This is a genomic window from Amycolatopsis sp. NPDC114505 (genome assembly GCF_055633615.1).
Genome location: NZ_JBVKDV010000005.1, coordinates 300,743 through 312,860 on the forward strand (window position 1 = coordinate 300,743; position 12,118 = coordinate 312,860).

Annotated in this window: 10 protein-coding genes; 7 read left to right on the forward strand and 3 right to left on the reverse strand. The window is 72.5% G+C overall.

What is annotated here, in order from left to right; genetic code table 11:
- The 3 genes from ACZ7OU_RS44295 (at position 1) to ACZ7OU_RS44305 (ending at position 6,821) form a co-directional block, all read left to right on the forward strand.
- Positions 1-3,402, forward strand: a complete 3,402-nt coding sequence (locus tag ACZ7OU_RS44295) for an AAA family ATPase (RefSeq protein WP_470259874.1) — start codon at positions 1-3, stop codon at positions 3,400-3,402.
- On the forward strand, positions 3,399-4,376 hold the full coding sequence (locus ACZ7OU_RS44300) for a hypothetical protein (protein WP_470259875.1): 978 nt from the start codon (positions 3,399-3,401) through the stop codon (positions 4,374-4,376). Before ACZ7OU_RS44295 ends, ACZ7OU_RS44300 begins: the two co-directional genes overlap by 4 nt.
- A gap of 381 nt (positions 4,377-4,757) precedes the next feature.
- A complete protein-coding gene (locus ACZ7OU_RS44305; RefSeq protein WP_470259876.1) occupies positions 4,758-6,821 on the forward strand; it encodes a glycoside hydrolase family 3 C-terminal domain-containing protein in 2,064 nt (687 codons plus the stop codon).
- Positions 6,822-6,830: 9 nt separating this feature from the next.
- Here the strand turns inward: ACZ7OU_RS44305 and ACZ7OU_RS44310 are convergent, their stop codons facing one another.
- Both ACZ7OU_RS44310 and ACZ7OU_RS44315 read right to left on the reverse strand, forming a co-directional pair.
- Positions 6,831-7,406, reverse strand: coding sequence for a hypothetical protein (locus ACZ7OU_RS44310; protein WP_470259877.1), 576 nt, complete (start codon positions 7,404-7,406; stop codon positions 6,831-6,833).
- Between the two features lie 52 nt (positions 7,407-7,458).
- Complete coding sequence (locus ACZ7OU_RS44315; protein WP_470245155.1) at positions 7,459-7,710, reverse strand: hypothetical protein; 252 nt, start codon at positions 7,708-7,710, stop codon at positions 7,459-7,461.
- A gap of 100 nt (positions 7,711-7,810) precedes the next feature.
- Here ACZ7OU_RS44315 and ACZ7OU_RS44320 point away from each other — a divergent pair, with 100 nt between their 5' ends.
- Positions 7,811-8,125, forward strand: a complete 315-nt coding sequence (locus ACZ7OU_RS44320; RefSeq protein WP_470259878.1) for a nuclear transport factor 2 family protein — start codon at positions 7,811-7,813, stop codon at positions 8,123-8,125.
- A gap of 14 nt (positions 8,126-8,139) precedes the next feature.
- On the opposite strand, the gene ACZ7OU_RS44325 is transcribed toward ACZ7OU_RS44320, so the two are convergent.
- The gene (locus ACZ7OU_RS44325) at positions 8,140-8,841 is read right to left on the reverse strand and encodes an IclR family transcriptional regulator (RefSeq protein ID WP_051183801.1); all 702 of its coding nucleotides are present in this window, start codon (positions 8,839-8,841) and stop codon (positions 8,140-8,142) included.
- A gap of 147 nt (positions 8,842-8,988) precedes the next feature.
- Between ACZ7OU_RS44325 and leuC the strand changes: the two genes are divergently transcribed.
- From leuC to ACZ7OU_RS44340, 3 genes are all read left to right on the forward strand, one after another.
- Positions 8,989-10,422 (forward strand): 3-isopropylmalate dehydratase large subunit, encoded by a 1,434-nt coding sequence (gene leuC / locus ACZ7OU_RS44330; protein ID WP_470245153.1) that lies wholly within the window; start codon positions 8,989-8,991, stop codon positions 10,420-10,422.
- 21 nt (positions 10,423-10,443) lie between these two features.
- A complete protein-coding gene (gene leuD / locus ACZ7OU_RS44335) occupies positions 10,444-11,046 on the forward strand; it encodes a 3-isopropylmalate dehydratase small subunit (protein ID WP_470245152.1) in 603 nt (200 codons plus the stop codon).
- 228 nt (positions 11,047-11,274) lie between these two features.
- Positions 11,275-11,976, forward strand: coding sequence for an HU family DNA-binding protein (locus ACZ7OU_RS44340; protein WP_470259879.1), 702 nt, complete (start codon positions 11,275-11,277; stop codon positions 11,974-11,976).
- Positions 11,977-12,118 lie beyond the last annotated feature (142 nt).

The following is a 12,118-nucleotide window of genomic DNA, read 5'->3' on the forward strand; positions in this document are numbered from 1 at the left end:
ATGCGGCCTGTGCTGCTGGAGATGACCGGGTTCGCGTCGTTCCGCGACAAGACCGAAGTCAGCTTCGAGGACACGGACTACTTCGCGCTCGTCGGGCCGACCGGCGCCGGCAAGAGCACCGTGATCGACGCGCTCACCTTCGCCCTCTACGGGTCCGTCGCGCGCTGGGACCACGAAGGGCTCGTCGCGCCCGCGCTCGCCCCGACGGCGAACCGGGCCACCGTGCGGCTGGTCTTCGACGCCGGCGGCACGCGCTACCACGTCGTGCGGGAAGTCCGGCGCAGCGGCGGGAAGAAACCCACGGTCAGCGTGAAGAACGTCCGCCTGGAACGGCTCGCCGACCCCACCGCGCTCGGCGGCCCGGAGGACGACGCCGACCCGGTCGCCGCGGACTCCGAGGTCACCCCGGCCGTCGAACGCCTGCTCGGGTTGACCTTCAAGCACTTCTGCACTTGCGTGGCGCTGCCCCAGGGCGACTTCGCGGAGTTCCTGCACGCCAAGGCCGCCGACCGGCAGAAGATCCTCATCAAGCTGCTGGGCCTGGAGGTCTACGAGCGGATCGGCCGTCGCGCCGGCGTCACGGCGGAGCAGCAGAAGCAGCGCGCCGCCGTCCTCGCCGAACAACTCGGCAGCTACGCCGACGCGACCGAGGAAGCCGTCGAAGGGCTTTCCGCGCGGATGACGGCGCTCGCGGACCTCGACGCGCGGGTGAGTGCGGCGCTGCCGGGGTTGTCCGACGCCACCCGCGCCCACGACGAAGCCCAGCGGCTGGTCGCGACCGTGACGCGGGAGCTGGGTGTCCTCGAAACGCTGGAACGTCCGGACGGCGTCGAAGCCCTCGAATCCCGGCGCCGCACGGCGGCGGACGCGGCCACGACGGCCCGGACGGGACTGGAGACGGCCGAGACGGCGGACGAGGCCGCCCGCGCCGCGCTCGCCGCCGCTCCCGCTCGCGCCGAGCTGGAACGGATCCGCGCCGCCCGCACCGAGCTCGCCGAGGCCGAGAAGGCCCTCCCTCGCCTGGAAGAGGCCGCGAAGACGGCGTCGCAGGAGAAAGAGGTGGCGACCGCCGCGGTGGCCGAAGCGGTGTCCGTCGTCGAAGCGGCCAGGAAGAACAGGGACACGACAGCCCGCGCCGCCGAGGACGCCGCCGCCGAAGCCGCGCGAGCCCGGCAGGTCCGCGACCGCCTGGCCGGGCTGCGTCCGCCCGCGAACCTCGGGGACCTGGCGGCGGATTCGGCGCGGGTGGCGAAACGCACCGAGGCCGCCGACGCGCGCCTGCGCGAGGCCGAGGCCGCCGATGCCGGAGCGCGCGAGGCGCTGGGCGCCCAGCCGGACGTCGCTCCGCTGGCGTCGGCCCGTTCCGACGCCCGCACGCTCTACGCGTTGTGCGAGGCGCAACGGAAGGCCGCGCCCGAGCAGGTCGCCCGCCGGAAGGAGCTCGAAGCGGCGCGTAGTTCCTTCGCGAGCGCCGATGCGGAGCTGGTCGCGGCGAAGACCGCGCTGACCGATGCCGAACGCACCGGGCAGGCACTGGTGCTGCGGGCCGGGCTCGCCGTCGGCCACGCGTGCCCGGTGTGCGAGCAAGAGGTCTCCGCGCTGCCGGACGCGGGCGGGCACGCCCACCTGGCCGAGGCGAAAGAACGTCTCGAGCGGGCGGAATCCGGCCGCGCCGCCGCCGAGTCCGCGCTGCGCAAGCTGGAACGGGCCGCGGACCGCGACGCCGACTCGGCCGTGTCCGCGGCCGCGCAGGCGGAAGAGCTGCGCGTGGTGCTCGCCGACGTTGACGGTCCGCCGGAGTCGCCGGTGCTGCGGCGCCCGGTCGAGGCCTCTTTCTCCGAGCAGGACTACGCGGACCTCGTCGCGGCCGTGCGCGAACGCGGCGAGTGGCTGTCGACGACGATCGAGGGACGCACCCGCGTCGCCGAAGCCGCGCACGCCGCCGACAAGGAACTGGCGGCGGCCCGTGCCGACCGCGTGGCGGCGCGGCACGAGGCCGACGTCGTGGAGAAGTCGTTCGCGGCAGCCCGGGAAGCACTGCGGGCGGCCCGGGATCCCCTGGTGGAACTGGGCGCGCCGGCGATCGACGGCGACGACGTCCCGGCGGGCTGGCAGCGGCTGACCGCCTGGGCGGCGGCCGCGCTGGAAGAACGGCGCACGGCGCTGGCCGCGCTCGAGGCGGCCGCCGAAGCCGCGGGCAAGGAAGCCGTCGTCGCGGCGGACGACCTCGCCTCCGCCGAGCGGAACGCCGAACAGCGGCGGAAGCGGGCTTCGGAGGCGGCGCTCGCCGAGCAGTCGGCGAGCACCGAGTGGGCGAACACCCGGCGCCGCCACGGCGAACTGGCCGAGACCCTGGCCGGCGCGCCCGCCGCCGAGGTCGTCACCGAGCAGCTCGCGCAGGTGGCCGGACTCGAACTGGCCGCGAAGACGGCCGACGCGGACCTCAGGACCGCGCGCGCGGCCGCGAAACAAGCCGCCGAAGCCCAGGCGCGGATCGCCGACCAGGTCGAGGCCGAGCGTCAGCGGCTGTCCCGGGCGCGCGACCCATTGGTCGGCCTCGGTGCCCCGCCGATCGACGGCGAGAGCCTGCTGGACGCGTGGGCCGCCTTGACGGACTGGGCGGCCGGGCAGGCGAAGGAACGCCGCGAACGGCTGACCGTCGTGACGGCCGCCGAGGGCGAAGCCGCCGAAGCGTTGCGAGTGGCCGAACGCGCGGTCGCCGACGACGTCACCGCGCTCGGGGTCGAACTGCCCGAGGGGCCGGTGCGCGACCGCGTCCCCGTGGCCGTCGCCGCCGCGCGGGCGCGGGCCGAGGGCGACCACACGGAGCTGAAGCGGCGCGTGGCGCACGTGGCGGGCCTGCACGGCGACATCGCGGCGGCCGAGTCGGAGTCCCAGGTCGCGCGGCTGCTCGCGGATCTCCTGCGCTCGGACAAGTTCCCGCGCTGGCTGATCGCCGGGGCGCTCGACACGCTCGTCGCCGAGGCGTCCGCGTCGCTGCTGGAGCTGTCCGGCGGCCAGTTCGAGCTGACCCACGACAAGGGCGACTTCCTGGTGGTGGACCACAACGAGGCCGACGCCCGCCGGCCGGTGAAGACGCTGTCCGGCGGGGAGACGTTCCAGGCGTCGCTCTCGCTGGCCCTCGCCCTGTCTTCGCAGCTGGGCGCCATGGCCGCCGAGGGCGCGACCAAGCTCGAGTCGATCTTCCTCGACGAGGGGTTCGGGACCCTGGACGAGGCCACCCTCGACGTCGTGGCGTCCACATTGGAGAACCTGTCGGCCACCGGCTCCCGGATGGTCGGGGTGATCACGCACGTGCCGGCGCTCGCCGAGCGCGTGCCGGTGCGGTTCCTGGTCACCCGCGACGGCACCGGCTCGCACATCAGCAGGGAGGGCGCATGACCGCCGTGGCCGGGATGAACTTCAGCGTCGACTCGTGGGACCCGGGTTACGGCAGCTCGATGGAGGCCGAGGAGCTGGCGCGGTCCGGAGCCGAGGTCGAGCTCGAGGTCGAGGTGCCCATGGAGGAGTGGGCGCCCATCGACCCGTCACCGGTTTCGCCGCCCGAGGCCATCCTGTTCGTCGACGGCGTCCGCCGGATCGACGCCCGCGTCTGGATCGACGACCCGGCCGGGATGAACTCGGCGTCCATCGGCTTGTGCGCGTCGTACGCGGCGGGGGTGGTGTGCTGCTGTTCGGGCCGGGCGCACGTCGTCGCGTCGGATGTCCGGCGCGGGGTGTTCACGGTGGCCTCCGAGGCGGCCGGCATCTCGACTTCGGCGGGGCTGTACGAGGCCTTCTCGACGACCGCCAAGGACGACAAACCGCTGGCGGTCGTGCTGTCGTCGTTGCTGCAGGAGCGACTGGCCGAGACGGAGCTGGACACGGCGGCCGCGGCGCGGGAGGCGATCCGGGGCCACGTCGGCAGCGACCTGCTCGTGGTGGACGGGCCGTTGAGCGGCCGCACGCACCTGTCCCGGGCGGTCGGGTTCATCAAGAGCCACCAGACGACGTACCTGCCGGGCGACCTCAACGCGATGGTCGGCCGGCTGACCCCGCACCAGCGCACCCCGGTGTTCCTGATGGGCACGACGTGGGTCCGGCATTCGTGGTACCTGCGGCTGCCGTCGGTGGGCGGGCCCCCGTGGTCGGGGGTGGTGCGGGTCGAGGCGGCGCCCCACCTCGGCCGGGCGGAGGTGGCCGAGCTGGCGAACCTGACGCAGTCGGTGCTGGGGCGGTTCGCGTCGGTGGAGTACAAGGACTCGCGGGCGCCGCAGAACCTCTACCCGATCGCGGGGCTGGAGCGGGACCTGCGGCACCGGCTGGGCGACCAGCAGTTCGTCTACCGGGCGTTGCGGCTGGCCGCGGCTCGCTGAGGCCGGCCCGTGTAGACCGGCCCGGCGGTGTGAACCGCCGGGCCGGAATCCGCCCTCTGGGGGTGGGCGGCCCCGGGACGGCGGGCCTGGGGACCCGCACCTTCCCGGGGTGTCCTTTGTGGAGGGTCAGCTCGGTGAGCCGTCCGCGGTGGGCTCGCCGGCTCGGCGGGCGGGGTGCCGCCCGACCCTCGTTAGTCCGATCAGTGCTTTCTTCGGCATGATCCGTCCCCTCTGCCGCGTACCTTCTCCACGCTTGAGCCGCGAAAACGGTTGAGCCCGCGAAATATTCAAGTACGTGAACGACTATCGAGTCTATGTTTACTGCTCACGTATGCGTTAGCTTGTCCGCCGTTGATCCCGTTCGGTGACGAGGGAGACTCGATGCGCAACGGCCGGCTCGTTCTTGCCGCGGTACTGGGACTTTCGCTCGCGGCCCCCGTGACCGCCGCCGCGGCCGCGCAGCCCTGGCGCGACGCCCGCCAGTCGCCCGACCGCCGCGCCGCGGAGCTCGTCGCCGCGATGACCCTCGACGAGAAGATCTCCCAGCTGCACCTGCAGCCCGACGCCGAGCACCAGCGGTTCGTGCCGCCGATCCCGCGGCTCGGCGTGCCCGGCTTCCGGATCGCCAACGGCCCGGCCGGCATGGGCCCGGCCGACGACAAACCGCAGAAGCCGGCGACCGCGCTGCCCGCCACGATGGCGCTCGCGTCGACGTTCGACACCGGCCTCGCGCGCCGCTACGGCCGCCTGATCGGCGACGAGACCCGCGCGCTCGCGCACAACGTGTCCGAAGGCCCCGACATCAACATCGCCCGCGTCCCGCGCAACGGCCGGACGTTCGAGGGGATGGGCGAGGACCCGGTGCTGGTCGGGGACATGGGCGCCGCCGACATCCGCGGCATCCAGGAGAACGGCACGATCGCCGAGGTCAAGCACTACGCGGCGAACAACCAGGAGACCCAGCGCCAGAGCATCGACGAACACATCGACGAGCGCACCCTCAACGAGCTGTACCTGCCGCACTTCGAGCAGGCGGTCACCGAAGGCCACGCGGGCTCGGTGATGTGCGCCTACCCGAAGATCAACGGCGTGTTCACGTGCGAGAACCCGGCACTGCTGCAGGACAAGCTGCGCGACGACTGGGGGTTCAAGGGGTTCGTCCAGTCGGACTGGGGCGCCGCGCACAGCACCGTGGGCTCGGCGAACGCGGGCATGAACCTCGAGATGATCGACGGCACCTGGTACGGCGAGAAGATGAAGCAGGCGGTGCTGGCCGGGCAGGTGAGCGAACAGCGCGTCGGCGAGCTGCTGCTGCCGCGGTTCCGCACGATGTTCGCGTTCGGGCAGTTCGACCACCCGCCGACGCTCACGCCGCTGCCGACCGCCCAGCACGACGCCGCCGCGAAGGACTTCGCCGAACGCGGCATGGTGCTGCTGCGCAACGAGCACGCCCAGCTCCCGCTCGACGACCGGACGGTGAAGTCGATCGCGCTGATCGGGCCGTTCGCGACCAAGGCCAAGACCGGCGGCGGGGGCAGCTCCGCCGTCATCCCGACGTCCACAGTGGACCCGTTGCCGGGGCTCCGGCAGCGGGTTCCGGGCGCCGCGGTGACGCTGGACGACGGCAGTGACCCGGCCCGGGCCGCTGCCCTGGCGGCCGGTTCCGACGTCGCGATCGTGATGGTCGGCGACAACGAGGCCGAGGGCAAGGACCGGCCGAGCCTGGCCTTGGACGGCAACCAGGACGCCCTGGTGGCGGCGGTCGCCGCGGCGAACCCGCACACGGTCGTGGTGGTGAAGAGCGGCGGGCCGGTGCTGATGCCGTGGGCGTCGTCGGTGCCGTCGATCCTGCAGGCGTGGTACCCGGGCCAGCAGGACGGCGCGGCGGTGGCGGGCGTGCTGTTCGGCGACGCCAACCCCTCGGCGAAGCTCCCGATCACGTTCCCGGCGGCGGACGCGGACACCCCGGCGAACACGGCGGCGCAGTTCCCGGGCGTGAACGGGGTGGCGACGTATTCGGAGGGCCTGCAGGTCGGCTACCGCTGGTTCGACGCGCAGGGCAAGACGCCGTTGTTCCCGTTCGGGCACGGGCTGTCGTACACGACGTTCGCCTTCGCGGGGCTGTCGGTGCACAACACGGGCAGCGGAGCGACGGCGACGTTCACAGTCCGGAACACGGGGAAGAGGGCGGGAGCCGAGGTGGCACAGCTGTACGTGGGCTTCCCGGCAGCCGCGGGCGAGCCGCCGCGGCAGTTGAAGGGGTTTTCTCGGGTGGAGCTGGCACCGGGCCAGTCCCGCCGGGTGACGATCGACTTGGACGCGCGCGACTTTTCGACTTGGGATGTGGGGGATCATGCGTGGCGGCTGGTTAAGGGCGGGTTCACGGTTCAGGTGGGTGACTCGTCGCGTTCGCTGCCGTTGCAGGCTCCGCTGGTGCGGCGCTGACCAGGTCTCTCAGGCCTTGCAACCCGGTGCGCTAGCCGCCGCGGTGAGCAGGTCCGTCGACTCCGCCAACGGCGCCAGCGGGTCGTACGTGCCGTCGACGTCCCGCTGGGCCTGCTGCAACGCCTGCATCGCCGGATCCTGCGAAGCCGCGTCGCCCGGCTTCGCCTGGTCCAGGGTCGTCTTCGCGTCGCGGGCGCGGTCGCGGGCCGTTGCGTACTTGCCGGCGAATGCCTTTCGGACCGTCTCGGCCAGCGGTACCGGGGCCGGCGGGAGCGCCTTCAGACGGTCGACCACCTCGCCGGCGCGGTCCGCGATGCCGCCGAGTGCTTCGCTCAAGGCCTTCTGCGCTTCCGCGACCGAGTGCGGCTGGGACGTCCCCGGCACCGCCTCCTCGCCGGTGCGCGTCCGGTAGGCGCGGATGGCGGAGCAGAAGCCGTTCAGCCAGTCGAGCGTCGCCGGGTCGACCGCCGGCGACGGGGCGGTCGTCGGCGGGGCCGTCACCGTCACGGTCGGCGCGGGCGGCTGCGGCTCCGAACACGCGGCCAGCAGCAGGCAGGCGCCGAGCAGTCCCGTGACGATCTTCATCGCTTCCCCTCACGCTTTGCGAGTACACGCGCGAGGCATTCTGACGGTTGCCTCAGGCCGCGGCGAGCGTCCCGCCCAGTGCCGTCCTGCCGTCGTCGGTCAGCTCCGCCCGCGTCCACTGCCCGACGGCCACCACCGGCCCCCGCGCCGGCCGGATCAGCCCGGCCCGCGCCAGCTCGTGCGCCGTCGCCTGGTCGCAGCACGGCAACCCGTCGACCCGCAGGTCCGGCTCGCAGCTGCAGGTCAGCTCGGCCCGTCCGGCCCCGACGGCCCGCAGCATCGCCAGTGCCCTTCTGTTCAGCATGGTCGTTCCCCCTCCGTGGTGCTGTCCTGAAGGAGACGTGACCGCCGTCACCGAATACGCGGCTTTCGCGAGGTTCCCCCGAACGGTGCACCATGACCCCATGACGGATTCGATCGGCGACCCGGCGGTGCGCGCGTTCATCGACGCACTGAACGCGGGCGACCGCACAGCGTTCCAGGCCGCGCTCACCCCCGACGCGACGATGTCCGACGACGGCACCGACCGCGACCTCGCGGCGTGGACGGAGAAGGAGATCTTCTCCAGCCAGGGCCGGCTCGAGGTGGAAACCGCCGAGGACGACGGTCGGAAGTTCATCGCGAACTACTCGAACTCGACTTGGGGCGCGATGCGGACGCGCTGGACGTTCACCGTTCGCGACGGCAAGGTGGCGCGCTTCGAAACCGGTCAGGCTTAACCGCCGGCGCGGTTCTAGAGTCGTTCCTGCAACGCGTCCGCCGCCGCGAGGAGGTCCGCCGCCCAGCGCGCGCCCGGCTTGCGGCCGATGCGCTCGATCGGGCCCGACACCGACACCGCCGCCACGACCGTGCCCGCCGAATCGCGGACCGGCGCCGAAATGCTCGCCACACCCGGCTCGCGTTCGGCCACGCTCTGCGCCCAGCCGCGGCGACGCACCTCCAGCAGCGTCCGCTCGCCGAAGACCGCGTCCGCCAGGATCGTGCGCTGCGTGTGCGGATCCGCCCACGCTGCCAGCACCTTCGCGCCCGAACCGGCCGTCATCGGCAGCCGCGAGCCCACCGGGACGGTGTCGCGCAGGCCACTCGGCGGCTCCGCCGTCGCGACGCACACGCGCTGCACGCCGTCGCGGCGGTAGAGCTGCACGCTTTCGCCTGTGACGTCCCGCAGTTTCGGCAGGACCACGCCCGCCGCGTCGAGCAGCGGGTCCGTCGAACCGCCGGCCAGTTCGGCCAGCGCCGTACCGGGACGCCAGCGGCCGTCGGGACCGCGGCGCAGCAGCCGGTGCACCTCGAGGCCGACCGCGAGCCGGTGCGCGGTGGCCCGGGGCAGGCCCGTCCGCGTGCACAGTTCCGCCAGGCCGCAGGGGTCGTCCGCGACCGCCTGCAGAACGGCCACTGCTTTGTCCAGTACTCCGATACCGCTATGCTGTCCCACGACCCGATACTAGCGTCCCGCACTTTGGGAAGTCCAGTATCTGGGAAACCCCGAACTCGAGCTGCGCCCTCCCTTCGCGGCTCGCACCAGTTCCGCAGGTGTGCGCCCGAGTTCCACCACCACAACGCACCGTGGAAGGAGCCGGAGATGACCAGCCCGACCGGCAAGGCCCGCACACTGGCGGAGAAGGTGTGGGAAAGCCACCTCGTGCGCCGCGGCGAAGGCGCCGAACCGGACCTCCTCTACATCGATCTCCACCTGCTGCACGAAGTGACCAGCCCGCAGGCCTTCGACGGCCTCCGCCTGGCCGGGCGGCCGCTGCGCCGCCCCGACCTCACCATCGCGACCGAGGACCACAACGTCCCGACCGTCGACATCGAGCTCCCCATCGCCGATCCGGTCTCGCGCACCCAGGTCGACACCCTTCGCCGCAACTGCAAGGAGTTCGGCGTCCGGCTGCACCCGATGGGCGACGCCGAGCAGGGCATCGTGCACGTCATCGGCCCGCAGCTCGGCCTGACCCAGCCCGGGATGACCGTGGTCTGCGGCGACAGCCACACCTCCACGCACGGCGCGTTCGGCGGCATCGCGTTCGGCATCGGCACGTCCGAGGTCGAGCACGTCATGGCGACCCAGACGCTGCCGCTGCGTCCGTTCAAGACGATGGCCATCACGGTCGACGGCGAGCTGCGGCCCGGCGTCACGGCGAAGGACATCATCCTCGCGGTGATCGCCAAGATCGGCACCGGCGGCGGCCAGGGCTACATCCTGGAGTACCGCGGCAAGGCCATCGAGGCCCTGTCGATGGAAGCCCGGATGACCGTCTGCAACATGTCGATCGAGGCCGGCGCCCGCGCCGGGATGATCGCCCCGGACGAGACGACCTTCGCGTACCTGAAGGGCCGTCCGCACGCGCCGAGCGGCGCGGACTGGGACGCGGCGCTCGAGAACTGGCGGCAGCTGCGCACCGACGACGGCGCCGAGTTCGACGCCGAGGTGCACCTCGACGCGAGCGCGCTGACGCCGTTCGTGACCTGGGGCACCAACCCCGGCCAGGGCCTCCCGCTGGGCGCCGACGTGCCCGACCCGGAGCAGATCCCGGACGAGAACGATCGCATCGCCGCTGAAAAGGCCCTGTCCTATATGGACCTGAAGCCCGGGACGCCGCTGCGGGAGATCTCGGTCGACACCGTCTTCCTCGGCTCCTGCACCAACGGCCGGATCGAGGACCTGCGGGCCGCGGCCGAGGTGCTGCGTGGGCGGAAGGTGGCGGACTCGGTCCGCATGCTGGTGGTTCCCGGCTCCATGCGCGTCCGCAAGGCCGCCGAGGAGGAGGGCCTCGACGAGGTCTTCACCGCCGCGGGCGCCGAGTGGCGCCAGGCCGGCTGCTCGATGTGCCTGGGCATGAACCCGGACCAGCTGAAGCCGGGCGAGCGCAGCGCGTCGACGTCGAACCGCAACTTCGAGGGCCGGCAGGGCAAGGGCGGCCGGACGCACCTGGTCTCGCCGCTCGTGGCCGCCGCCACGGCCGTCCGGGGCACGCTGTCGTCCCCGGAAGACCTGCAGACCGCCGCCCGCTGACCCACCCGAGGAGCTACAGCCATGGAACCGTTCACCCAGCACACCGGCGTCGGCGTCCCGCTGCGCCGGTCCAACGTGGACACCGACCAGATCATCCCGGCGGTCTACCTCAAGCGGGTGACCCGGACCGGTTTCGAGGACGGCCTGTTCGCCGCCTGGCGCGGTGACCAGGAGTTCATCCTCAACTCCGAGCCGTTCAAGAGCGGCAGCGTGCTGGTCGCGGGCCCGGACTTCGGTACCGGTTCGTCCCGCGAGCACGCCGTCTGGGCGCTGATGGACTACGGCTTCCGGGCCGTCATCTCCGCCCGGTTCGCCGACATCTTCCGCGGCAACTCCGGCAAGGGCGGCCTGGTGGCCGCGCAGTGCGAGCAGCACGACGTCGAGCTGCTCTGGAAGCTGCTCGAAAACGAGCCCGGCACCGAGGTCACGGTCGACCTCGAGACCAAGACCGTGCGCGCCAAGGACTTCACCGCGCCCTTCCAGATCGACGACTACGTCCGCTGGCGGCTGCTCGAAGGCCTCGACGACATCGCTCTGACGTTGCGCCATGCCGGTGAGATCGACGGCTACGAGGCGGCCCGCCCGTCCTGGAAGCCGACGACCACGCCGGTCGCCACGAGCTAGTTCCACACGGAGGCGGGATCCCTTTGTCACCAAGGGATCCCGCCTCCGTTCGCTTTCGCCAGACGGATCTCCGAAGGCCTCTCAGGGGGCGCTTCGCGAGGCGGAACCCGTCCCCCGGCAAGGGAAGGATTCCGCGTCCCGTCTGGAATTTGCGCTGTGTTGGTAATACCGTGTCGCTAGTCGGCCCGTCGCGGCCGTGGACGAGTACTTCCTTCTTGGAGGACTGGTATGGCCAACAAGGCCCAGCTGATCGAGGCGCTGACGGAGCGCCTGGGCGACAAGAAGGCCGCTTCCGAGGCGGTCGACGGTCTGGTCGACATCATCATCCGGACGGTCAACAAGGGCGAAAAGGTCAACATCACCGGCTTCGGGGTGTTCGAAAAGCGCGCCCGCGCGGCGCGGACGGCCCGGAACCCGCGCACCGGTGAGGCCGTGCGGGTCAAGAAGACCAACGTGCCGGCGTTCCGCGCCGGGACCACCTTCAAGGACGTCATTTCCGGCGCGAAGAAGCTGGCCAAGGCGGCACCGGTGAAGCGCGCGGCCGCGGGCACGCGGGCATCGACGACAACGCGGGCGACCACACCCCGCGCGGCGGCGGCAAAGCCGGCCGCGGCGCGCGCGACGGCAACACGAACCCGCGCGGCGGCGGCCAAGCCCGCGACGACAACGAGGGCGACGGCGACGAAGGCGGCCCCGAAGACGACCACGACCCGCGCGAAGGCGGCCCCGAAGGCAGCGGCGCCGAAGGCGACGGCGACCAGGTCGACGGCCGCGAAGTCGACGGCAGCCAAGCCGGCGAAGGCCCCGACGGCGCGTAGGGCGACGGCGGCGAAGGCGACGACTGCGACGGCTGCGAAGACGACGACGGCCCGGAAGACGACGGCCGCCAAGGCGCCTGCCCGGCGTACCACGGCGGCGAAGAAGAGCTGACCGCCCGAAACTGTCGGACCCCTGCGGTAACGTGAAATTCGGGGATCCCCCGGGGGGTTACCCCCGCTGGGCGAGTGACTTTTCCGGCCAGGGCCCCGCGCGTCGCGCGGGGCCCTGCCGCGTTTCCGGCGCCGGTGGGGAA